Origin of the sequence: Micrococcus sp. TA1 (genome assembly GCF_014199555.1) — a bacterium.
Taxonomy (GTDB): Bacteria; Actinomycetota; Actinomycetes; order Actinomycetales; family Micrococcaceae; genus Citricoccus.
In genome coordinates, this window is record NZ_JACHNW010000002.1 from 233,425 (window position 1) to 256,331 (window position 22,907).

General features: G+C 71.3%; 16 protein-coding genes. 9 read left to right on the forward strand and 7 right to left on the reverse strand.

The features are described from left to right. Nucleotides 1–28: 28 nt before the first annotated feature. Nucleotides 29–784 carry a GerMN domain-containing protein gene (locus GGQ69_RS12415; protein WP_183528994.1) on the forward strand — a complete coding sequence of 252 codons (756 nt, stop codon included), beginning with the start codon at nucleotides 29–31 and terminating at the stop codon, nucleotides 782–784. 81 nt (nucleotides 785–865) lie between these two features. Here the strand turns inward: GGQ69_RS12415 and GGQ69_RS12420 are convergent, their stop codons facing one another. After that, nucleotides 866–2,113: a flavin reductase family protein gene (locus GGQ69_RS12420; RefSeq protein ID WP_183528996.1), complete on the reverse strand. Its 1,248-nt coding sequence runs from the start codon at nucleotides 2,111–2,113 to the stop codon at nucleotides 866–868. A gap of 265 nt (nucleotides 2,114–2,378) precedes the next feature. Here GGQ69_RS12420 and GGQ69_RS12425 point away from each other — a divergent pair, with 265 nt between their 5' ends. The 7 genes from GGQ69_RS12425 to GGQ69_RS16725 all read left to right on the forward strand — a co-directional run bounded on the left by GGQ69_RS12425 (nucleotide 2,379) and on the right by GGQ69_RS16725 (nucleotide 12,988). Further along, nucleotides 2,379–4,184, forward strand: coding sequence for an iron ABC transporter permease (locus GGQ69_RS12425; protein WP_183528998.1), 1,806 nt, complete (start codon nucleotides 2,379–2,381; stop codon nucleotides 4,182–4,184). An 8-nt stretch (nucleotides 4,185–4,192) separates the two neighbouring features. Continuing rightward, a complete protein-coding gene (locus GGQ69_RS12430; protein ID WP_183529000.1) occupies nucleotides 4,193–5,305 on the forward strand; it encodes an ABC transporter ATP-binding protein in 1,113 nt (370 codons plus the stop codon). A 62-nt stretch (nucleotides 5,306–5,367) separates the two neighbouring features. Continuing rightward, a complete protein-coding gene (locus GGQ69_RS12435) occupies nucleotides 5,368–6,480 on the forward strand; it encodes an ABC transporter substrate-binding protein (protein WP_183529002.1) in 1,113 nt (370 codons plus the stop codon). Between the two features lie 95 nt (nucleotides 6,481–6,575). Then, a complete protein-coding gene (locus GGQ69_RS12440) occupies nucleotides 6,576–7,649 on the forward strand; it encodes an MBL fold metallo-hydrolase (RefSeq protein ID WP_183529004.1) in 1,074 nt (357 codons plus the stop codon). A 182-nt stretch (nucleotides 7,650–7,831) separates the two neighbouring features. Then, nucleotides 7,832–9,508: an FAD-dependent monooxygenase gene (locus GGQ69_RS12445; protein WP_183529006.1), complete on the forward strand. Its 1,677-nt coding sequence runs from the start codon at nucleotides 7,832–7,834 to the stop codon at nucleotides 9,506–9,508. A gap of 46 nt (nucleotides 9,509–9,554) precedes the next feature. Beyond that, the gene (locus tag GGQ69_RS12450) at nucleotides 9,555–11,567 is read left to right on the forward strand and encodes an NAD(P)/FAD-dependent oxidoreductase (protein ID WP_183529008.1); all 2,013 of its coding nucleotides are present in this window, start codon (nucleotides 9,555–9,557) and stop codon (nucleotides 11,565–11,567) included. Further along, the gene (locus GGQ69_RS16725) at nucleotides 11,564–12,988 is read left to right on the forward strand and encodes a carboxylesterase family protein (protein WP_183529010.1); all 1,425 of its coding nucleotides are present in this window, start codon (nucleotides 11,564–11,566) and stop codon (nucleotides 12,986–12,988) included. Before GGQ69_RS12450 ends, GGQ69_RS16725 begins: the two co-directional genes overlap by 4 nt. 218 nt (nucleotides 12,989–13,206) lie before the next feature. Here the strand turns inward: GGQ69_RS16725 and GGQ69_RS12460 are convergent, their stop codons facing one another. The 4 genes from GGQ69_RS12460 to GGQ69_RS12475 all read right to left on the reverse strand — a co-directional run bounded on the left by GGQ69_RS12460 (nucleotide 13,207) and on the right by GGQ69_RS12475 (nucleotide 18,627). Continuing rightward, entirely contained in the window at nucleotides 13,207–14,637 is a 1,431-nt protein-coding gene (locus tag GGQ69_RS12460; RefSeq protein WP_183529012.1) for an MmgE/PrpD family protein, read from the reverse strand. Nucleotide 14,638: 1 nt separating this feature from the next. Then, on the reverse strand, nucleotides 14,639–16,075 hold the full coding sequence (locus tag GGQ69_RS12465; RefSeq protein WP_183529014.1) for an MFS transporter: 1,437 nt from the start codon (nucleotides 16,073–16,075) through the stop codon (nucleotides 14,639–14,641). A gap of 124 nt (nucleotides 16,076–16,199) precedes the next feature. Beyond that, nucleotides 16,200–17,084, reverse strand: coding sequence for a VOC family protein (locus GGQ69_RS12470; protein WP_183529016.1), 885 nt, complete (start codon nucleotides 17,082–17,084; stop codon nucleotides 16,200–16,202). Between the two features lie 64 nt (nucleotides 17,085–17,148). Then, entirely contained in the window at nucleotides 17,149–18,627 is a 1,479-nt protein-coding gene (locus GGQ69_RS12475) for a 4-hydroxyphenylacetate 3-hydroxylase N-terminal domain-containing protein (protein WP_183529018.1), read from the reverse strand. Nucleotides 18,628–18,825: 198 nt separating this feature from the next. Here GGQ69_RS12475 and GGQ69_RS12480 point away from each other — a divergent pair, with 198 nt between their 5' ends. Beyond that, complete coding sequence (locus GGQ69_RS12480) at nucleotides 18,826–19,518, forward strand: GntR family transcriptional regulator (RefSeq protein WP_183529020.1); 693 nt, start codon at nucleotides 18,826–18,828, stop codon at nucleotides 19,516–19,518. A 189-nt stretch (nucleotides 19,519–19,707) separates the two neighbouring features. Here the strand turns inward: GGQ69_RS12480 and GGQ69_RS12485 are convergent, their stop codons facing one another. Then, nucleotides 19,708–21,294: an FAD-binding oxidoreductase gene (locus GGQ69_RS12485; protein ID WP_183529022.1), complete on the reverse strand. Its 1,587-nt coding sequence runs from the start codon at nucleotides 21,292–21,294 to the stop codon at nucleotides 19,708–19,710. Nucleotides 21,295–21,412: 118 nt separating this feature from the next. Then, the gene (locus tag GGQ69_RS12490; RefSeq protein ID WP_183529024.1) at nucleotides 21,413–22,744 is read right to left on the reverse strand and encodes an LLM class flavin-dependent oxidoreductase; all 1,332 of its coding nucleotides are present in this window, start codon (nucleotides 22,742–22,744) and stop codon (nucleotides 21,413–21,415) included. Nucleotides 22,745–22,907 lie beyond the last annotated feature (163 nt).

The following is a 22,907-nucleotide window of genomic DNA, read 5'->3' on the forward strand; positions in this document are numbered from 1 at the left end:
GGCGCGGCGCTCGTCTAGGCTCAGGGGCATGAGCTTGACGCGAACACCACGCCGACCCCTTCTCGCCGTCGCCGGCCTGGCCGCGGCGCTCTCCCTCGGCCTGACCGCCTGCCAGGTCGCCGACGTGCCCACCGAGACCCCGGCCCCGGCCTCCTCGCCTGCCAGTTCGAGCGCGAGCTCCAGCGCCAGCCCGTCAGCCTCCGCGTCCAGCCAGGCCGCGTCCCCCACCGAGACGCGGGCCGCCTCCGCGTCGGCGTCCGAGTCACCATCGGCGTCGGCCGCACCCACGTCCGAGGCCCCGGCCTCGTCGTCCCCCACGGCCTCGACACCGGCCGCGGCCCCGTCCTCCGCCGCGGCCGCAGCCGGCGAGGCCACCGTCTACTGGGTGTCCCCGGCCGGGTCCGGTCATCAGGGCGTCGAGTTCCCCGGGTGCGGTGAGCTGCTGGTCGAGTCCACCGTGAAGGCGTCCGGCTCCGGTGAGGTCGGTACCACCGAGCGCGTCGAGGCCGGCATCGAGGCCCTGCTGGAGGACCGGACGTACGAGCACTCCAACGGCCTGATCAACGCCCTGTACCAGTCCGAGCTGAGCGTGGAGGACGTCTCCATCGAGGGTGACACCGTCACCGTGGACCTGACCGGCCAGCCGATGTCCGCCGGCAGCTGCGCCGATCCGCAGATCATCGGCCAGCTCGAGTACACCGCCACCGCCAACGCCGGCACCTACACCGCCGAGGTGCTCGTGGACGGCACCCCCATCCAGGAGTTCATGAGCCAGAAGGGCTGACCCCCCAGCTGGAGACACGACGAACGCCCCGGGCCCTGGCCCGGGGCGTTCGTCGTGTCAGCCCGTCCGGGGGCCGGCCGTTCAGGCGCTGCGCAACCCTGCGGCGGCGTAGCGCGCGTAGTCCTTGGCGGCACCGCTCGAGAGGGTCCGGGTGACCTCGGACGCGGCCTGCTGCAGAGCCTGGACCCACTCCAGCACGGTGGCCCCGCCCACTCCCGAGGGCAGGTGGCACAACCGCAGCACCAGGCCGGAGTTGGTGGGTTCCCCGGCGCCGGGGGCGAAGACCGGGACCACCACGCTCGCCAGGTCGATCGAGTGGTCCGCCGCGCTGACGGACCCGCCGAAGAAGTGCCCCGCCCCCGCGATCGTGGTGCGCACGGCGCGGTCCCGCACCGGCGTCAGCTCGCCGTGGGCGTACTCGCTCAGGGCCTCGCCCAGGGCGGCGTACCCCTCCGGGTCCTGGTCCACCCGGGAGATGGCGTATCCCTGGGCCCGGACGCGCTCGGCCGCCTCGCGGTAGCCGGCGATCACCTGCTCGTCCTGCGGGAAGATGCGGGAGACCCAGCGGTCCACCTGGTCGGGGCTCCAGGCCACTGCGGCCTCACCCAGCGGGGGCAGGAGCGGGACGCGCACGCCGATGCGCTCGTCGGCGTCGGTGTCCCCGCCGTACGAGGTGGCACCGATGGTCTGGTCCACGGCGCTGATCTGCACGAGGGCGGCAGCGGTGCAGCCGAACTGCTGGGCCAGCCGGTCCAGTTGCGGGCGGGCGGCCTCCGCCACGCGCACCGCGGAGATGAGGGACTCGTCGACGTGGGCGGACAGTCCCGTGGCGGAGAAGCCGCCGTAACCGCCCTGGAAGAACAGCAACGGGGTGACCGGGCGGTTCACCGCGATGTCGTCCACCGCGACGAGGGTGATGTAGTGGTCCCCCGCCTCGACCTCCCGGTCGATGCGGCCGTGGATGTGGGCCACGGCGCCGGAGATCATCGGCGCACCCGCCTCCGAGAGCGTCCAGTCGACCTTGTCGAACTTCTGCGGGTCCTTGGAGGCCAGCGTGCGGCAGGCCTGGAGCTGGTCGTGGGCGAAGACGCTGATGCACACCCGGTCGGCGGCGCGCAGCCTCGGGTAGGTCGACGAGGTCGTCATGGGCATGAAGGAGACCAGCGGGGGTTCCAGCGAGACGGAGCTGAAGGTGCCCACGACCATGCCCACGGGGGTGCCGTCGACCATGGCGGTCACGACCACCACACCCGTCGGGTAGTGCCCCATGACGTCTCGGAACGCCCGGGGGTCGAAAGTGGTCGGGGTGTCGAGAGTCGTGTCGCTCACGGGGTCCTCCTCGAGGCTGGTCGTCGCCGGCTATCCGGGCAACATTTTGCACTGTCGCAGTAAGAATATATTTGTGGCGACGATCACGCTACCCCTCGAGTCGAGTTTTTTCAGCAGGCGTCAGGACGGGCCCGTCTCGAGAAATGTTTTCCGTACATATTTTACAAACTCGTTGACAGTGTCTGAGATCACATCCAGTATGGATTCTCAGTCCCCCCGCTCGCGCCGCCCACGGCGAGCGTCCGCCCGTTCCCGGAGAGCCCTCGTGAATCGACTCAGGTCCGCCCAGCCCGCCCTGCTCCTGTTCCTGTTGTTCATCGCCGCGTTCTTCGGCTACCCGCTGCTGATGCTGGTCTACGGTGCATTCCGCAGCGGTCAGCCCGGGACCGCCGGGGAGTTCGGGCTCTCCGGTTTCGTCAACGCCTACGGCGACCCGGCCACCTGGAGCACCCTCTGGGCCTCGGTCCTGTACGCCCTCGGGGTGCAGGCCATCGGCATCGTCGGCGGCTTCGTCCTCGCGTGGCTGGCCACGCGCACGAACACCCCCGGGTCCCGCACCATCACGATCACGATGGTCACGATCTTCGCGATCCCCACGCTCTTCTTCGCCATCAGCTGGGGGATGCTCACCGGCCCGACCGGACTGGTGACCCAGGTCCTGGGCACCGGGCCGGACGGCCAGGTCCGCTTCGACGCCCTGTCCTGGGCGGGACTGATCCTCGTGAGCGGCCTGAAGAGCGTGGCGGTGATGTACCTGCTGCTCATGGGCCCGGTGCGCGCCCTGAACCGCTCGATGGAGGAGGCCTCGCTGCTCTCCGGTGCCGGCAGGGTGCGGACCTTCCTGGAGATCAACATCCCGATCCTGCTGCCCACCCTGTCCGGCCTGGCCATCCTCGGGTTCGTGAACTCGCTGGGCCAGCTCGACGTCGCCCTCATCCTGGGCGTGCCGGCCGGCATCTACGTCTTCCCCACCCAGATCTACGACTTCCTCGCCACCACGCCGATCCGCTACGACTCCGCGAGCGCACTGGCCCTGCTGCTGATCGCGATCATCTACCTGCTGGTGATGATCCGGTCGAAGGCCCTCGGCAACCGCAACTTCATCACCGTCACCGGCAAGGCCTACCGCGTGGAGCGCGAGGACATCGGCCGCTGGAGGTGGGCCGGCCTGGCGCTCTTCCTCGTGTACGCCGCCGTGGCCCTGATCCTGCCGCTGGTGCAGCTGGTCATCGGGTCCTTACAGCCCATCCTCGGCGTCACCGGGTTCACCCTGCGGCACTACACGGAACTGCTCACCACCCCGAGCGTCCTGCGCGCCCTGCAGAACACCTTCTTCGTGGGCATCCTGGCCGGGTTCTTCGCCACGGTGCTGGCCGTGGTCATCAGCTACGTGGCGCTGCGCAGCAAGCACCGGTTGTCCAAGGTCCCGGAACTGATCGTCTGGGCGGTGGTGGCGGTGCCCGGCATCGTCCTCGCCCTGGCCATCACGTGGGCCTACCTGAGCGTGCCGGGCCTGCGCACCCTCTACGGCTCCGTCTGGATCGTGCTGATCGCCCTCGTCATCGTGGTGACGCCCATCGCCCAGCGCGCCACCAGTGGACCGGTCGGCCAGCTGGCCGTCGAGCTGGAGGAGTCGGCCCGCGTCAGCGGCGCCTCCCCGGTCCGCATGATGACCAGCATCGTCGTCCCGCTCATCGGCCCCACGTTCCTGGCCTCCTGGTTCATCACCGGCGTGATGGCCGCCGGCAGTCTCGACATCCCGATCCTGCTGTCCAGCACCAAGACGGAGACCGTGTCCCTGCTGGTCTACAACTACTACACCCAGCTCGGCAACGGCTCCCGGGCGGCCGCACTGCTCTTGCTCCTGCTGGCCCTGCTGGCAGTGGGCGGCGCGATCCTGCTCGGCGCCGGGCGCCTGCTGCGCTGGCGGTCCGAACGCCGGACCCGTTCCCGCGGCGACCTCGTGGCCGCCGTCCGGCCGCCGTCCGGCACCGCCCGGATCGCGGCCCTGCCCCACCCGACCCCCACCCCCGACGACGCCCGCGCGGTCAGCGCGGCCGGCACCCGATAGGAAGACCCATGGCAAGAGTCAGCATTGAGTCCCTCGAGAAGCGGTACTCGCCCCAGGCCGTCCCGGCCGTGCCCTCGCTGGACCTGCAGATCGAGGAGGGTGAGTTCCTGACCCTGCTGGGTCCCTCCGGCTGCGGCAAGACCACGACGCTGCGCTGCGTGGCCGGACTGGAACGCCCGACGGGCGGCCGGGTCTCGATCGGCGACGAGGTGGTCGACGCCCCCGCCCAGCGCACGCACGTCCCCCCGGAGAAGCGGGACATCGGCATGGTCTTCCAGAGCTACGCGCTGTGGCCGCACATGTCCGTGGCCGCCAACGTCGGCTACCCCCTGCGCATGCGCAAGGTCAGCGTCCCGGACCGGGCGCGCCGGGTCCGCGACGTCCTGGAGCTGGTCGGGCTCGATGAGTTCGCCGGACGGATGGCCACGGACCTCTCCGGCGGCCAGCAGCAGCGCGTGGCCCTCGCCCGGGCGCTGGTCGCCAACCCGCGGCTGCTGCTGTTCGACGAGCCGTTGTCCAACCTGGACGCCCGGTTGCGCCAGGACATGCGCACCGAGCTGCGGGACATGCACCGCCGCGTGGGCACCACCTCCCTCTACGTCACCCACGACCAGGAGGAGGCGGTCTCGCTGTCCACCCGCATCGTGTTGCTGAACAAGGGACGGATCGAACAGGTCGGCACCCCGCGGGAGATCTACTGGCACCCCGTGTCCCACTTCGTGGCCGACTTCGTGGGCTACGACAACTTCCTGCGGGCCACCGTGGTCACCGCCGACGACCACGGGATCTCGGTCCGCCTGGACGACACCGAGCTGCGCCTCGACTGCCCGGCCCGCACGGGCCTCGCGGCCGGTGACGCCGTGGAGGTCGCCATGCGCTCGGCCTCGGTGATCATGGGCGAACCGGCCACGGCGATGCCCAACCGGTTCACCGGCACGGTGACCGACATCGTCTACCTCGGCGACGAGTACATCTACGCGCTGGAGGTGGGGCCTCAGCGGTTCTCGGTCTCCCTGCGCACGGCCGAGGTGGCCAACATCTGGCCCAACGGCTCGCCCCTGGTCGGCCAGGACGTCATCGCCGGGATCCCGGTCGACTCCCTGGCCTGCCTGCCGCTCTGACCGCACTCCCCTTCCCCCTTCCCCCGCATCCCCCGCGGGAATCCCCCATGAAAGGTCGATCCATGAAATCACGCACCCTCCTCACCACCCTCGGGCTGGCCTCAGCACTCCTCCTGACCGGTTGCGGCGGTGACGCCCCGGCCTCCGAGGGACTCGGCGAACGCGACGGGGTCGAGGCCGCGGCCGGGCTCGGCGGGGCCGAGGCCCAGGCCCAGTTCGAGCAGATGTACGCCGAGGCGGTGGAGAGCGGTCAGACCACGGTGAACGTCTACACCCCGCTGACGGCGACCTGGCCGGGCGTGTTCGAGGCCTTCCAGGAGCGCTTCCCCGAGATCCGCGTCGAGCCGCTGCAGGTCGTCGGCGCCGAGCTGGACACCAAGGTCTCCCAGGAGCAGGCCTCGGGACAGCGGATCGCCGACGCGGTGATCACCGGTGACGCCGGGGCCGTGGCACTGGCGGGCCGGGACTACTTCGCGGAGTTCCGTCCATTCAACGCGGAGGACCTCACGAGCGATCCCCAGTTCTCCCTCGAGGCGGGCACCCTGACCGCCGTCTCCGCCTCTCCCCGCGGGTTCGTCTACGACACGCGCCAGGACGTCGGCCTGGTCCCAGCCAGCTGGCAGGACCTGCTCGACCCGGCCCTGAAGGGCAAGATCACCATGACCGATCCGGCCACGGACGGGGGCGGCATGCAGTGGGCCGACCTGGTGCTGCACGACGAGTCCCTGGGCGAGGACTACCTGACCGACCTGGCCGCCCAGGACGTCGTCATCTCCTCCAACACCGCGGAGTGCCACAACGCCGTGGTCCAGGGCCGCGCCTACGCCTGCATCATGGGCGCCATGGGCAATTACCTGAGCCTGACCGGGGACGGGGCCCCGGTGGAGATCACCTACCCCGTAGAGGGCGGCAACTGGGCGACCTACTGGTACGCCGGGGTCATCGACGAGGCGGAGAACGCGCAGGCCGCCGAACTGTTCACCACCTGGCTGAACACCCCGGAGGCCAACGAGGTCAAGGCCGCGGCCGGACACGGCCCGGTGGCCAACGCCGAGGACATGGACCTGCCCTTCGAGAACCCGGCGGACGTGCCGCTGCTGCCCCGTCCGGACCTCGCCGACGTGACGGACCGGCAGAAGTCCAGCCAGTCGGTCATCGCGGGCATCTTCGGCTGACCCCTTCGCACGCGGCCACGGTGGGGGTCACCGGTCAGCCGGTGGCCCCCACCGCCGTCCCCCGACCAGCACCAGCACCAGTGGACAGGACACCCATGGACCAGCATCGGGCGCAGGGCATGCGCGTCGTCACCCTCGGCACGGCGGGAGGCCCGCTGTTGCGCCCGGACGGTGACCCCCGGCACCGCAGCGGGATCGCCACCGCCGTCATCGTCGAGGGCGCCGTCTACCTCGTGGACTGCGGCCACGGCGTGGCCCTGCGCATGGCAGAGGCGGGGCTGCACCCCACCGACCTGGCCGGGATCTTCATCACCCACCACCACTCCGACCACACCATCGACCTGAACTCCGTCATGGTGCTCGGCGGCCTCGCCTTCCGCGGCCAGGGTGAACGCACCGTCCCCGTGCTCGGCCCGGGCCGGCGGGGAGTGCTGCCCCCGGCGAACGGCCACGACGGGACGGCACCGGAGCCCATCTTCCCGGACGCACCCACCCCGGGCACCGCGGACCTGGTCGAGTCGCTCCTGCGGGCCCACGCCACGGACCTGAACGACCGGCGCCGGGACTCGCGCGCGCCGGACCTCTCACGCATCTTCCGGGGGGTGGACATCGCCATCCCACCCCACGCCGGGTTCCATCCGGACGCGGCCAACCACCCGGTGATGGAACCGTTCGAGGTCTTCGCCGACGAGCGCGTGACGGTGACGGCCATCCTGGTCCAGCACCAGCCCATGGCGCCGGCCTTCGCGTTCCGGTTCGACTCCGTCCACGGCTCGGTCACGGTCTCCGGGGACACCGCGCCCAGTGAGAACCTGGTCCGCCTGGCCGCGGGGTGCGACCTGCTCCTGCACGAGGCCATCGACCTCGCATCGGTCGCCGCCGGGTACCCGCAGGCGACCCCGCGGGACCTCGAGGCCAGCATGGGCCACCACCGGCGCGCGCACACCACGCCGGAGGACGCCGGGCGCCTCGCGACCTCCGCGGGCGTGCGGACCCTGGCGCTGCATCACCTGGTCCCGGCCCACGCCCCGTCACAGGCGTGGCAGCGGGCAGCGGACACCTTCGCCGGTGAGCTCCTGGTGCCCGCCGACGGCGAGTCGATCGAGATCGGCGCCCGGCCCGCCGGTGCTCCACCACGGCCCACGGCGGAGGAGGCCCGCCTCCGCTGACGGGGCGCCCACAGCTGGCGGTGTCAGAATATATTCTCTATTGACCTATGCATACACAGCGCATTAGTGTGCTGTATCAAGTGATATGCATTACTTTCCGTCCCCGGGCGGTCCCCTGGGGGATCGGCGCCAGGGGGCAACCGGCACCCCGCTCGGGGCCTGCCGACAGCAAGGAGGCGACAGTGATCAACCGATTCGACCCTGAGCGAGAGGTCATCGTGGTGGGGGCCGGCCCGGTGGGCCTGACCGCCGCCCTGCTGCTGGCCGACGCCGGCGTGCGGACCACCGTGGTGGAGAAGGCCACGGCCCCCGGTGACCTGCCCCGCGCGATCAGCCTGCAGGACGAGTCGTTCCGGGTCTTCGACCAGCTGGGCATCGCCGACGCCCTCAAGGCCGAGTCCCTCCTGGACACCGGCAGCCGCTACTTCGGCCTCGGTGAGTGCCTGCTGGCCGAGGCGCGCCCCATGCCCTCCCGGCTGGGCCATCCCGCCAAGACGCAGTTCGACCAGCCGATCCTCGAGCAGCTGCTCTTCGACCGTGCCCTGGCCCACCCGGGCCTGGAGGTGCTGCTGGGCACCGAGGCAGTCCGGTTGTCCCAGGACGCCGACGGCGTCACCCTCGAGGTGGACTCCCCCGAGGGGGCCCGCACCCTGACCGCCAACTGGCTCATCGGCGCCGACGGCGGGCGCAGCTTCACCCGCTCCGCCCTGGGCATCGAGCTGATGGGCTCCACGCAGCCGCAGCGCTGGATCGTCATCGACCTGCTCAACGAGCCCGTCCAGCGTGACCCGTTCGCCGAGTTCCACTGCGACGGCGAGCGCCCCTACGTCCTCGTGCCGGGCCTCAACGGCCGTCTCCGGCTCGAGTTCATGCTCTTCGACCACGAGGACGGGGACGAGATGACCTCCCCGGACATGATCCGGGAGCTGCTCCGCCCGTTCCGCCCCTCGCTGGACCCCGCCGATGTCCGCCGGGCGGCCGTGTACGTCGCGCACCAGCGGGTCGCACGGTCCTACCGCTCGGGCCGGGCGTTCCTGGCCGGCGACGCGGCGCACCTGATGCCCCCCTTCGCCGGGCAGGGGCTCAACGCCGGTGTCCGCGACGCCTCCAACATCGCCTGGAAGCTCATCGAGGCGGTGCGGGGCGGCGCCACGGAACGGCTCCTCGACACCTACGAGACCGAGCGCCGGGTCCACGGGGCCAAGATGATGACGCTCTCGCGCCGCATCGGCGCCGTCGTCATGGCCACGCATCCCCTCGCCACCCGGGCCCGGGACCTCACGGTGCAGCTGCTGCGCAAGGCCCCGGCCGTGCACGCCTACCTCGCCAACATGCGTTTCGTCACCCCGCCGGACTACTCGGAGGGTCTCGCGGTCCGGCCCGACGCGCGGTCGGCGAACCTGCCGGGGGTGACCGTGGGGCGGGCGCTGGGCCAGCCCAGGGTCACCCCCGTCACGGGCGCCCCCGCCGCCGATGGCTCCCCCGGTTCTCCCGGCACCGCCGATCGGGCCGCGGGCCTCGACGCCATCCTGGGCCGGGGCTGGTCGGTGATCGGACTGGGCGCCGACCCCGTCGGACTGGACCCGTACTTCACCGCGATCGGCGCCACGCTGGTCCGCCTCGATTCCCCCCGCGGCTCCGGGGCCCCGGCACGCCCGGACGGGGCCGGCGTCGTCCGCGTCCGGGAGGACCGCGAGACCCTGACCGCGGGACTGCCCGCGGAACCGGTGTTCGTGGTGGTCCGGCCGGACCACTACGTGGCCGCGGTGTTCACCCCCGGTGACCAGGACCGCGTGGTGCGGGAACTGCGCACCCACCTCGACGACCGCGTCCGCGCGGCCCGCCAGCCGACCGCCTGATCGCCCGCCCCGCCCCAGGCCCCGAACCACGTTTCCAGGAGGACCCATGACCGTCATCAGCACCCCGCCGGCCGCCCAGCCGACGAACGGCGACCTGTACTGGGCGGAGCACTACCCGCCGATCACCGAGGACGACGAGACGCTGCGCCAGATGGTCGCCGGCGCAGAGGCCCCGGTCCTGCTGGCCGCCGTGGCCACCGCCCTGCAGGACACCTCCCTGCTGCTGCCGGAGCTCTCCCCGCCGCTGCCGCCCATGGGGACCGCGCTGCAGCCCCACGGTGGCCTGGACGCCGGGCAGGTGGCCCGCGCCCAGGACCTGGCCCTCGAGGGGTTGCGCCGGCTGCGGGACGAGCGTCCGGAACCGGTGACGCAGCTCAGCACCGAGCAGGCCGACACGGTCCTGACCTGGTTCACCGGTGGCCGCGCCGCGCGGGACCCGAACTGGATGGGCCAGATGAAGCATGAGTTCGCGCTGGCGCCGGACCGCAACGGTTCCCCGGACTGGCACTACGACGACTACCGCTCGGACGCGGACAGGGCGGACACCGACGCGTTCGAGACCCTGATCGTGGGCGCGGGGATCTCCGGGATCGCCGCCGCCTACCGCCTCCAGGAGGCCGGGCTGCCCTACAGCTGGATCGAGGCCTCGCACCGCGTGGGCGGCACCTGGTGGAAGAACCACTACCCCGGCGTGCGCCTGGACACCCCCACCTACGGCTACAGCTTCTCCTTCGCCCAGCGCGTGGACTGGCCGCACCAGTTCGCCCAGGGCCACGAGGTCCTGGACTACCTGGAGACCGTGGCCGAGAAGGCCGGGTTCACCGAGCAGATCGAGCTGAACACCTCGCTCGTGCGCGCCGTGTGGGACGAGGACTCGGCCACCTGGCTGGCCACCACCCGCACCGCCGAGGGCCGGGAGCAGACCCGTCGCTACAACGCGATCATGACCGGCGTGGGCCAGCTGGACCACCCGCACATCCCCGAGTGGCCGGGTCAGGACTCCTTCGGCGGCGCCCAGATGCACTCCCAGGAGTGGGACCACTCCGTGGACCTGCGCGGCAAGCGCGTCGCCGTGATCGGCAGCGGTGCCAGCGCCTACCAGATCGTGCCCGCGATCGCCGACGAGGTGGAGCGGCTGTACCTGTTCCAGCGCAGCGCCCCCTGGATGCTGCCGGCACCGACCTACCACGACCCGATGTCCGAGACCGCGGACTGGCTGCACGCCAAGGTGCCCGGTTACGGCCAGTTGTTCCGCCTCTGGGTGACCGCCGGCGGCGTCGAGGGCCGGATGCACATCGCCACCGCCCAGGAGGGCTGGGAGGGTGCGCCACTGAGCGTCTCCCGGGCCAACGAGGAGTTCCGCCAGGCCATCATCCGGCGCATGGAGGAGCAGTACGAGGGCCGCCCGGACCTGCTGGAGAAGGCCATCCCGCACTACCCGCCGTCCGCCAAGCGCATGCTGCGCGACAACGGCGTCTGGGCGGCCGCGCTGAGGTCCCCGCAGACCGAGGTGATCTCCGAGGGACTGGAGTCCTTCACCCCTCACGGGCTGGTGACCGGGGACGGTCGCGAGCTGGAGGTGGACGTGGTCATCTACGCCACCGGGTTCCGGCCCTCCGACTACCTCGACCCGATCGAGATCATCGGCCGCGGCGGCGTGGAGATCCACGACTACTGGGGCGGTGACGCGAAGGCCTTCGCCGGCATCACGGTGCCCAACTTCCCCAACTTCTTCATGCTGATGGGGCCCAACACGGGCGGCGTGGTGGCCGGGGGCCTGCACTTCATGATCGAGCGGGCCGCGGAGTACACGGTGGAGGCCATCCACCAGCTGCTCGAGCGCCGGGTCCGCGCCCTGGACCTGAAGCAGGAGGCCCTGGACCGGCACATCCGCTGGGTGGACGCCGAGAACTCCCGCATGACCTGGGGCCAGCCCTACGTGAAGACCTGGTACAAGAACCGCTTCAACCGCGTCTCCCAGGTGTGGCCGTTCCAGACCACCGAGTACTGGGGGATCACGGCGGGCGTGGCGGCGGACGACTACGAGTTCCTGGCGTGACGGGACCCGCCGGCCCGGTCACCGGACTGGACGCCGTCTTCCGCTACGCCCGCAGGGCGGACCCCGCCGACCGCTTCTCCGAACCGGCACCGGTGCGCCGGGACGGGGCCGCGTCCGGCACCGCGGAGACCGCCACCGCCTTCCCCCAGGCCCCCGGCGCCCTGAACGCGCTGCTGGGCGGGGCCAACAGCGAGCTGGAGCAGTCCGAGTCTGCGTTCCAGCTGCGGGTCCAGGCCCCGGACGGCGCCCGCGGGCTGCCCGTGGTGGTGTTCATCCCGGGCGGGGGGTTCCTCTCCGGCACCGGCAACGCCCGGTGGTTCACCTCCCCCGCCCTGGTCCAGGCCGGGCAGACCGTGCTGGTGACCGTGAACTACCGGATCGGCGCCCTGGGCCACCTGGGCCCGCGAGGTGACGCCCACGAGTCCCAGCGCCCGCTGCGTGACCTGATGGAGGCGCTGCACTGGGTCCGGGACGAGATCGCCGCCCTCGGCGGGGACCCGGGCAACGTCACCCTCGCCGGGGACTCCGCCGGCGCCTGGTACGCCTATGCCCTGGCCGCAGAGCCACGGGCCGCCGGGCTGTTCCGCCGGCTCGCGCTCATCAGCCTGCCCTGGGAACCCCCGCTCACCCCGGAGGCCCTCGGTGACCGGTGGGCGCTCATGAGCGCATCGCTGGTCGACTCGGGCGGGCTGTCCGAGGCTCCCCTCGACGCCCTGCTGGGCGCCCAGACGGACCTGGCCCGGGCCTACGCCGGCCGCGGCATGGCCCTCATGCCCGCAACCGGCGGCGCGCTCACCGCGGACCTGCACGACTACGCTGCCTCCGCGGCCCGGCTGCATGTCGAGTCCCTGCTGCTGCTGTCCACCTCGGAGGAGGCGACCGCGTTCCTGCGGCCCGCTCCCGAGCGGGCCTTCCCACCGGAGGCCGTGGACGGCTTCCTGCACGCCCGCTTCGAGGACCCGGCCGCCGTCGCCGCCTGGATCGACCGCAAGCGTCCCGGGGCCTCGGGCAAGGAGCGCATGGCGGAGGCGATGACCCTGCACCAGTTCCGGCTGGCCCACCTCGAACTCGCCGGTGCCGCCACCGGCGCGGGCCTGGAGGTGCACCTCGGGGGGTTCTCCGTGCAGAGCCCGCTGCCCGGGGCCGGCAGCCCGCACTGCATGCCGCTGCCCTTCCTGTTCGGTGACCGGGCCTGCTGGGCGGACGCCCCCATGCTCGAGGGGCTGCCCCCCGAGGTCTTCGAGGCCACGGCCTCCGGGCTCCAGGAGTGGTTCCTGGGCTTCGTGCGGGACGGCCGGCCCCGCACCGCCGGGGAACAGGTGGCACCCTTCGCCCCCGAGGACCCGCGGCGCCTGGAGTTCGACGGCGACGCCCCGCAGGTGCGGGTGCCCGGGGAGGCGGGCCTGGTGGCCCGGCGCTGAGGACCCCGGAGGGCGACCGTGGCCCAGGACCGGGCCGGTCGGGACCACAGGAACGTCACACCACCAGGAACGTCACACGAAGGAAGGGCGGGGCCGGACGGCCCCGCCCTTCCTGGTGTGAGGAGGCACGGGAGACGCGGGGAGACGGGGTGCGGATCGCGCCGCCGACAGGTCCTCGGTGTGTCTCGGTATGTCCGCGCGCGTCCCCGCGCATCGGCTCAGGCGTTCCCGGCGCCGAACAACCCGGTCAGCCGGCCGACGTCGGGCAGGTCCTGGAACGAGGCCACCGCGGCGGCGGCCTGCTCGGCCCGAGCGGCGTCGAGCCGCCCCGAGAAGGCGGCGTTGAGGCGGTACTTCTCCAGGATCTGCCCGTGGTCCAGGGGCGCATGGTGGACGTCCCCGAGCGGGGAGTCCACGCGCTCGCGGTGCACGGTGCCGTCGGACAACCGGACCTCCACCTCCGCGGTGAGGACCTCACCGTCGTCGAGGGTCCCCCGGATCTCGATGCGGTCCAGGAGCCGGGTCACGCGCGGGTCCGCCATCGCCTCCGGGGCCAGGTGCTCGGGCCGGACGGTGCCGAAGGCGAGCGCGGCGGCCGCCGTGTAGTGGATGCTGAAGGCGGCGGACACCTCGGGGCAGTCCCCCGCCTCGAACCTCTGCCCCACGAAGCCCGCCGCCGTGCGGGGGGTGACGTGGACGACCACGCGCTCGATCCGCTCGGCGCTCACGCCTGCGTCCCGCAGCAACCGGGTGCAGGCGTCCAGGGACGGCTGGGCCGCCCGGCAGCAGGACCACGGCTTGATCACCGCGTCGGCATAGAACGCCTCCCCCAGCCGTTCGAGCATCACCTCCGGGTCGGGGTCCGCGCAATAGGTCTGCAGGAAGCCGAAACGCCCGCCGATCGGGTCCTCGGGGCCGGTCACCCCGGCCGCCGCCATCTCCGCCGCGGTGATCGCGTTGCGGGCCGCGAAGGCCATGGGCAGCTTGAAGGCGCTGGCGTGGTCGAAGATGCTGGCGACGGTCCCGGCCAGCTGGTTCACGGCGAGGCCGAGGGCGTGCCGGGTGCGCTCCTCGTCGAGGCCCATCAGCAGGCAGGCGACGACGGTCGCCCCCACCCCGTTGACGGTGCCGGTGTTGTCCTGCCCGGAGTAGACGTCGAATCCCGAGCCGAAGGCCAGCCGGGCCGCGATGTCCTCCCCCACGAGCAGTGCGGTGAGGACCTCCCGGCCCGTGGAGCCCTGCCGCTCACCGAGCGCCAGGGCGACCGGCACCGTGGTGCCGGTGATGTGCGCGGCGACCTGCCGCCGGCCCGGCCCCTCGGCACCCACCGGTTCGAAGTCGAAGGAGCGCATCAGTGCCGCGTTGAGCATCGCCGCGTGGTGGGCCGGAAGGCGGCGGCCGTCGCCGAGGACGGTCGAGTCCGGCCGGCCGCCCCAGGCGGCGACACCGTCCACCAGCTCCTGCATGCCGGGGGCCCGGTGACCGGCGACGATGTTCCCCAGCCCGTCCAGCAGGCGATGGCGGGCCCGCCGCAGGACGGTGTCGTCGAAGTCCTCGTACCGCACCCGGTGGGCGTGCCGGACCAGTCGGTCCGTCAGGGTCCGTTCCGCCGTGGCGAGGCCCCCGGCCTCGCCCGCACCGGCCGCCATCTCAGGCGTCCGCCTTCGGCCCGTGACCGGCGTCCACGGTCTGGCGGGGCGTGTTCCGGGTGGCGATGCGCTTGGTCACCTTGAAGCGGGCACGCTCCACGTGGGTGTTCTGCATCCCCTCCGCCCCCTCGGGCACCACGCGGATGCAGACCAGGCCGGCCACGAGCACGGCGATCCAGAAGACACCCACCAGGGGCAGCCCGCCGGCGATCATCAGGCCCGTGACGATCATCGGGGTGAAGCCGGCGCCCAGGGTGGAGGCCAGCTGGTAGGACAGCGAGGCGCCGGTGTACCGCACCCGGGGCGGGAACAGCTCGGAGATGAACGCCCCGATCGGGCCGGCCAGGATGCCCTGGACCAGGCCGTTGCCGATGAGGATCGCGACGACGAACAGCCACGGGTCGCCACTGGTGAGCATCACCAGGATGGGCCACGCCAGCACGACCCCGGCCACGGCGCCGACGGTCAGGACGGTCCGGCGACCGATCCGGTCACTCATCCGGGCCGCCATGAAGGAGACGGCCACGGTGACCACCGCGGCGGCGCCCTTCCAGTTCAGGACCCACTCGCGGCTGATGCCGTCGTTGACCGCCTGGGCCACGCCCCAGGAGGTGAGGATGCCCTGGCAGGCGTAGAAGCCGAGGCTGGCGACCAGGGTCAGGGCCACGGTCCTGGAGTGGCGGGTGACGATCTCGGCCAGCGGGGTCTTCCGCGTCTCCTCGAGCTGTTCCGCCTCGGAGGCGAGCTTCTCGAAGACCGGGGACTCGGCGACCTTGAGGCGGACCACCATGCCGATGAGGATCAGCACGGCACTGAGCAGGAAGGGCACGCGCCAGCCCCACTCGAGGAAGGCGTCACCGGTCAGCGCCGACGTCGCGGACACCACCAGGGTGGCCAGCAGGCCGCCGGCGGGGCCGCCGGCGTTGGCGAATGCCGCCGCGAACCCTCGCCGGGAGGCCGGGGCGTGCTCCAGGGCCATCAGCGTGGCACCACCCCACTCGCCGCCGACGGAGATGCCCTGCACCATGCGCAGCAGCACCAGGACCACCGGGGACAGCCAGCCCAGGACCTCCGGGGTCGGCAGCAGGCCGATGGCGATCGTGGCGATGCCCATCATCATCATCGACACGACGAGCATCTGCTTCCGGCCCACCCGGTCCCCGAAGTGGCCGAACACCACGCCGCCCAGGGGACGGGCCAGGTACCCGGCTGCCAGGGTGCCGAACGAGGCGAAGAGCGCCAGCGCCGGGTCCAGGTCGGAGAAGAACACCTTGTCGAAGACGATCGAGGCCGCCGTCGCGTACAGGATGAAGTCGTAGTACTCGATGATCGAACCGAGCATGCTCGACCCGAGCACGCGGCGCAGGTCCTTGGTGTTCAGGGTGTCATTCGGCGCCGGCGGCTGGGCGCCGGCAGGGGTCTTCGGGGTCTGGTGCATGATGTCCAACTTCCGGGCGCCGGTTCGGCACGGGGGTGGCGGCCGCCGCCCGGGGGTCCGGGCAGCGGCCTCGTCAGGCTACGAGGGGATCGCGCCCGGGACGGGGCGCGCGTGAGGACGTGGGTCAGGCCGACGTCAGGCGGCGGACGACCGGAGGGATGCCGAAGTCGCGGAAGTCCAGGGGACGGTACTCGCTCCACATGTTCCACCAGTTGTCCTCGGCGCCCCAGATGACCGGCTCCCGGCCGTCGTCGTAGATCTGCTCCAGGTCCGTGTACAACTCCACGACGGCGCCGGAGTGCTCTACATAATAGGCCGCGATGTTGTGACCCGCGCCATGGCGGACGGGGCCCCAGATCAGGTCCCGGCCGACCTTGTTCAGCCGGTCACCCAGCTTGGCCAGGTCCGCCACCGACTGGGTCTGCCACGCGTGATGGTGGAAGGTGCCCTTGCCGGGCAGCAGCGCGATGCCGTGGTGGTCCGGGTTGCACCGCATGAAGTAGGCGTAGTCGTCACCGATCACGTCGGAGAGCCGGAAGTCCAGGACACGCTGCAGGAACTCCATCATGGAGCGCGTGTCGCGCGGGTGGAAGTTGAGGTGGCCGTAGCGGTCAGGGCCGAAGCCCTTCAGCGGGGCCACGTCCGGCTGGCGCCCGATCGTGATCTCGAAGACCCAGCCCTCCGGGCCGACGAAGCTGAACCCGTCCTCGACCCCGGCCGTGCGGGTCGACTCGACGAGGACCTCCAGGTTCTCGTCCTCGACGCGGCGGCGGATGGTCCGCAGGGCGTCGCCGTCCCGGGCGACCAGCCCGAGGGAGTCCACGCCGTTGACGTCCGACGCCCGGTAGATGAGCTCGTGGTGGACGTCGCCCGCCGCCAGGTAGGCGGCGTCCCCGGACTGCTCGGTCACGCGCAGTCCGAGCAATTGGGTCGCGTCCCAGATGGAGGCGTCGAGATCCGTCGTCTGGATCCCCACGTGGCCCATCTCGCTGATCAGTCCCCAGGACATGTCTGTTTCCTCATTCCTCTCGTGGCGGGTGACACCGGGCGTCACCCGGCCGGTCCGGCGTGGCTCAGTGGGCGACGGCGACGGGTCGGGTGGCCTGGTCGGCGGCCGGGATGCCGGCCTCCTCGAACAGCGCGCGGTACGCGCCGGTCTCGCCCTTGCCCTGCGCCTTGCGGTGGTCGAGCCCGCGGGCGCGCCCGACGGAACCGAGGTAGAACCGCTCGTAGAGCTCGTTGCGCGAGCCCAGTGCCGACCCGGCGAAGTCCCACGCGGTGCGGAAGATCCGGGCGCGCTCCCGGGCGGTGATGCCCTGGGCGCCGGGCAGGTAGCGTTCCACGAGGGGGCCCAGCCGGGGGTGGTCGAAGGCGGCCGCCGTGGGCGTGGCCAGCAGGTTGTGCGAGCCCAGGGTCTTGATGATGTCGTTCACCCGGGCCATCCACAGCGGCATCATGGTGCGCAGCGAGGAGATGTCGTCGTGGCAGAACCAGGCGCCTCCGCCCCAGTCCGAGGAGTTCACCTCGGCCGAGTGGACCACGGCCCGGGCGATGCGCAGGTAGGAGTAGATCTCGCCCAGCATCGCGGCGGTGTCCGGCTTCGTGTCCGTCCCGGTGGCCTTGGCCATCTGCACGCACAGGTCGTACGCGAACTCCAGCTTCACGCAGGCCCGGATGGCGGTCTGCTGCTGGGTGTTGCCCGTCGCCGTGCCCGCGTTGATCCGGTTGTAGACGTCCAGGTTGCCGTCGATGAACACCCGGTGCCAGGGCACCAGGACGTCCTCGAAGATCACCACGGCGTCCTGCTCGTCGAAGCGGGCGGAGAACGGACGGTCCACCACGTCCATGTCCACGGCGTACGGGTCGCGGCACACGGAGACCACGCCCGGGGTGTTCACCGGGATGGCGAAGGAGATGGCGTACTCCTCGTGGCCCGGACGGATCGGCGTGGCGGGGTAGACGTAGAGCTCATCGGCGATCGGGCCCAGGGTGGCGAGCATCTTGGCCCCGCGGACGACCACGCCGGCGTCGGTCCGGTCCACGACCCGCAGGGTCAGGTCCTCGTTGACGCCCTCGAACTCCCCGACGGACTTGTCGATGGCCGCGTGCACGATGGTGTGGGTCAGGGCGAGGTCGCCGTCGATCACCTCGCGTTGGTAGGCCGCCAGGCGGTCGTGGAACACGGGGTCGCCGTACTGCTCGAAGATGTCCCGCCGGGCGACATGACCGGCCAGCACCACGTTGACGTAGTCCGGCGTACGGCCGAGCATGCCCACGGAGTAGCGGGCGAGGCGGTCGAACGCCGCGTGCCGGCGGTCGATGTCCTGGGCGCTGCGCGGCAGCAGGTGCGAGACGTTCATCTGCCCACCGTGGGGGGCCGGCATGAGGACCTCGTCGGCGTGGGCGTGCTGGTAGTCGAAGTACCCCGCCATCCCCTCGACGGAACGCGCCATGGCCGGGTGGGTGGTGATGTCGACCTGCTCATCCCCCAGCCACACCTCGCGCCCGTCGTCCAGGCCTGCCTTGTACTGGGCTCCAGTCCTCGCGGTCATCTCGTCTCCCGTCCCTCTGTAGTGCATTTTGCACCAGATAATATTTTCTCTAGGCATGAGTGTACGAGTTCGATGTGAGCTAGGCAATACTTCCAAGCGAGCCGTGTGCCTCGGATTTGTGAGAATGCATTCTCCACACGGGCGCGCCAGCATATTTTCTGCTGTCCCATATGCAGAGTTCCCGCCTAGACTGGGTCCATGGCCAAGCGAACCGACGCAGAGACCCTGTCCAAGCACATCCGGGACGAACTGCGCACGAACATCCTCAAGGGGCAGTGGGCCCCCGGGGGCCGGCTCCAGCTCAACCAGCTCTCGGAGCAGTTCAACACCTCATCGACCGTGGTCCGGGAGGCCCTGACGCGCCTGGCCGGGGACCGCCTCGTGGTCCTGCGGCCCAATCGCGGCTTCTTCGTGCCGACGCTGTCCCTGGACGAGCTGCGGGACCTCACGGAGCTGCGCGTGGTCAACGAACAGTTCGCCGCCACGCTGGCGATCGACCGGGGCGACCTGGGCTGGGAGGGCGAGCTGATGGCCGCCCACCACCGGATGGAGAAGACCCCGAGCCGCGACGAGGACAACCGCCCGACCGCGGAATGGGCCGCGGCCCATCAGGCCTTCCACGCCCAGTTGCTGGCCGCCTGCGGCGTGCCGGTCCTGATCGACCTGACCAACACGCTGTCCGACCTGCAGCAGCTCTACAACCGCTGGGCCACGAGTGCGACCAACTGGTCCGGCCGCGACCTCTCGGCCGAGCACCAGGCGATCCTGGACGCCGCCCTCGCCCGGGACGCGGAGACTACCTGCAGCCTGCTGGCGGAGCACTACCGCGGCACCATCGAGGCGATCACCCAGCTCGGCGTGGAAGTGGGCCTGCCCGCGGCCTCGGCCTGAGCCGCCGGCAGGACGGGCACGCGCGGCCCCCACGACGATCCCCGCCCGGCCGGACCTGACCGGCCCGCCCGCCCGGACTGCACTACCCGCCCGGACCGCACCAGGGGACGGCGGGGACGGCAGGGGCCGGGAGTCCGTGCTCCCGGCCCCTGCGTTCCGGCTCGACGCGCCGGCCGCCTGCTCCCGGGACTAGCCCTCGGCCCGGTAGCGGGCCGGCCAGACGCCCTGCTTGCCCGGGGCCAGGATACCCGCCGGGTCGACCGCGTCCTTCAGCCGCTCCTGGAACCGGCGCACGGCGTGGTCGTTGTAGTCGAACCCGTCGGCGATGCGGTCCATGTAGTCCACGTGGCTGCGGTACGGGGCGTATCCCCGCCGGCGTGCGGCGTCGAGCAGGCGTTCGTACAGTGCACGCGCGCGGCCGAGCATCTCCTCGTTGCCGTTCTCGAAGTAGATCATGGTCACGTGCACCATGTGGCGCGGGTAGAGGTGGTAGCCGATGTACAGGTCGAACCCGTACTCGGTGTAGAGCTCCTTGACCTCCTGGTAGAAGTCCCACACCTCCTCGCCGCGGGCGGGCAGGATCGGCGCGGCGTCGATGTGCCCGCCGTTCTCCGCGAGGTAGTTGATCGTCCCCAGGGGCTTGAGCGTGGGCACCCCCGCCATCTGGGTGCGGTCCTTCTCGGCGATGTCCTGGTAGGCCACCCGAGCGCCCTCGGCGCCCTCGTACAGCCGGGCCGTGACGGTGAAGCCCTCGAGCCCGGCGAACCGCTCCCGGATGATCTCGAGCCGGCGCTCCGCCAGGCCCTTGTCGCCGTAGATGCCGAACTTCGCGTTCCACTGGCCGATGCCCAGCTCCTGGCGGATCTCCTCCAACCGCTCCGGCGGGATGGAGCCCTCCCCCTCGTACCAGCGGGACCGGGGGCCGTTCATGGTCACGGCACGGACCACGTTGCCGCACAGGGCGTTGTTCTGGATGACCTCCTCACGGCGCAGCTGGGTGAGGATGTCGATCAGCACCGGCATGTCCTCCTCGCGCTCCACGGTGACCTCACCGTTGACGTAGACCTCCGGCCAGGGCATCAGCCACAGGCCGATCCGGGTCACGACGCCGAGGTTGGACTGGGTGAACAGCCCGTCCAGCGTGGGCCCGAAGCCGCCCTGGAAGATCGGGCCGAGGCCGGTCCCCTCCATGGCACCCATACCGGTCCGCAGCAGCTCACCGTCCGGCAGGACGACCTCCATGCCGCAGATCTGCTTGGAGTGGTCGCCGAGCGGCGTCATGCCGTACCCGCGGTCCAGCGCGTTGCCGAGGACCGAGCCCCAGCCCAGCGCGGGCACGGAGAGCCAGACCTTCAACCCGCGCTCCTGGACGTACTCGTACAGGTCGAAGAAGGTGACCCCGGGCTCGACCACGGCATAGCAGAGCCGGTCGTCGACCTCGATGATGCGGTTCATCCGGCCCAGGTCGAGGGCGACCATGCGCTCCCCGCGCGGCTCCGGCCCGCCGTAGCCCAGGTTCTTCCCGCGGGAGAACGTCCACAGCGCCGTACCGGTCTCGGCGGCCAGCCGCACGAGCGCCTGCACCTGCCCGGTGTCCGCCGGACGCACGCCGGGCCAGGTGGAGCGGCCGGGGACCAGCGGGTACGGGTCCCGGTAGCCGTCCTCGGCGCCGGGACGGATCACGTGCTCGGCACCGACGATCTCCTCGGCACGGCGCAGGAACTCCTCCTGGCGGTCCTCGACCTCGGGCCCGCGGGCCACGGTCAGTTCAGTCATCTCCATACCTCTCTTACGGCAACTGGTGCGGGTCGCCCGCCGCGCGTCCTGCAGCGGCGGGCGACCCGGTTCAGGGGGCCCGGGACCGCGGTCCCGGGCCGGGGTGGGGGTGCGGGCCTCAGGCCGGCAGCAGCGAGGTGGAGACCTCGGGCAGCCCCAGGTTCTCGCGGAACGTGGCACCCTCGTACTCGGTACGGAAGTAACCCCGCTCCTGCAATTCAGGGACGAGCTTGTCGCAGATCAGCTGGAAGCCGCCGGGGTTGAAGGGCGAGTTCAGGTTGAAGCCGTCACAGGCCTTGGACTCGAACCAGTCGACCATGCGGTCGGCCACCTGCGAGGGCGTGCCGGCCATCCACTGGTGGCCCGTGGAGCGCGCCAGGTCCACGATCAGCTCGCGCAGGGTCATCCCCATCTCCACGGACTTCATCCGGTAGATCTGGTAGCGGCTGCCCAGGGACTCGTCGTCGCGGAACCACTCCACCGGGATGCGCTCGTCATAGTCCAGTTCCGACAGGTCCATCCGCAGGTCCGCACCGACCTGCGCGCGCCCGTTCTCCAGGTGCACGTGGCGGCCCAGCTCGTCGGCCAGTTCCTGCGCCTGGGCCTGCGTGTCCCCCAGGATCGGCAGGATGCCGGGGATGATCTTCACGTGGTCCGGATTGCGGCCCTTGCCCTTGGCCAGCTGCTTGAACTTCGCGTAGAACTCGATCGAGGGCTGCTTGTTGGGCTGGGCCGTGTAGATCATGTCCCCGATCGAGGAACCGAGTTCCATCCCCGGGCCCGAGGAGCCCGCCTGCGCGAGCACCGGGTGCCGCTGCGGGCTGGTCGGCATGTTCAGCGGGCCCTGCACGCGGAAGAACTCGCCCTCGTGGTCGAGGGGATGCAGCCGCGTGCGCTCGAGGTACTCCCCCGACTCGCGGTCCACGATCACGGCCCCCTCGTCCCACGAGTCCCAGAGCCGGCGCACCACGTCCACGAACTCCGTGGCACGGCGGTAGCGGGTGGCGGGGTCCGGCGCCGCCTCCATCCCGAAGTTCTGGAAGCCGTCGGAGGAGGTCACGATGTTCCAGCCGGCGCGGCCGTTGGACATGTGGTCGAGACCGCACAACTGGCGGGCCACGTTGTACGGCTCGGCGAACGAGGTGGAGATGGTGCCCACCAGGCCGATGTGCTGCGTGCGGGCGGCCAGGGCCGAGAGCACGGAGACCGGCTCGTAGAAGCCGTTCATCTTGATGTCCCCGCGCAGCAGCGTGTTGGCGTGCACCACGTCCCCGAAGAAGATGGCGTCCAGCTTGGCCGCCTCGGCCATCTGGGTGAGCTCGAGGACGAAGTCCAGGTTGCCCAGTTCCTCCGCCCGGCTGCCCTCCATCCGCCAGCTGTCCTTGTGGTATCCCGCAGGCAGCATGAAGGTCGTCAGGATCATGTGCTGAGCCGGCTTGGAAGTGCTCATCTGGGGGTCGTCCTTTCCTAGACTCTGGTCCGGCACCCGGTCACGCACGGGGTCGGTGTGGCGCACGAGCCGCTGAGACGGCTGTCACACCTCCAGCATGACGCAACGGACGGCATTTTTCCACCCTGTTCGCAATTCTTACTTAAGAATATTTTCTTCTTGC

Bases quoted from the DNA above. Each gene is read 5' to 3' on its own strand.
- GGQ69_RS12415 (WP_183528994.1), top strand. From the start codon at position 29: ATGAGCTTGACGCGAACACCACGCCGACCCCTTCTCGCCGTCGCCGGC.
- GGQ69_RS12430 (WP_183529000.1), top strand. From the start codon at position 4,193: ATGGCAAGAGTCAGCATTGAGTCCCTCGAGAAGCGGTACTCGCCCCAG.
- GGQ69_RS12435 (WP_183529002.1), top strand. From the start codon at position 5,368: ATGAAATCACGCACCCTCCTCACCACCCTCGGGCTGGCCTCAGCACTC.
- GGQ69_RS12440 (WP_183529004.1), top strand. From the start codon at position 6,576: ATGGACCAGCATCGGGCGCAGGGCATGCGCGTCGTCACCCTCGGCACG.
- GGQ69_RS12450 (WP_183529008.1), top strand. From the start codon at position 9,555: ATGACCGTCATCAGCACCCCGCCGGCCGCCCAGCCGACGAACGGCGAC.
- GGQ69_RS12460 (WP_183529012.1), bottom strand. From the start codon at position 14,637: ATGGCGGCCGGTGCGGGCGAGGCCGGGGGCCTCGCCACGGCGGAACGG.
- GGQ69_RS12465 (WP_183529014.1), bottom strand. From the start codon at position 16,075: ATGCACCAGACCCCGAAGACCCCTGCCGGCGCCCAGCCGCCGGCGCCG.
- GGQ69_RS12470 (WP_183529016.1), bottom strand. From the start codon at position 17,084: ATGTCCTGGGGACTGATCAGCGAGATGGGCCACGTGGGGATCCAGACG.
- GGQ69_RS12475 (WP_183529018.1), bottom strand. From the start codon at position 18,627: ATGACCGCGAGGACTGGAGCCCAGTACAAGGCAGGCCTGGACGACGGG.
- GGQ69_RS12480 (WP_183529020.1), top strand. From the start codon at position 18,826: ATGGCCAAGCGAACCGACGCAGAGACCCTGTCCAAGCACATCCGGGAC.
- GGQ69_RS12485 (WP_183529022.1), bottom strand. From the start codon at position 21,294: ATGACTGAACTGACCGTGGCCCGCGGGCCCGAGGTCGAGGACCGCCAG.
- GGQ69_RS12490 (WP_183529024.1), bottom strand. From the start codon at position 22,744: ATGAGCACTTCCAAGCCGGCTCAGCACATGATCCTGACGACCTTCATG.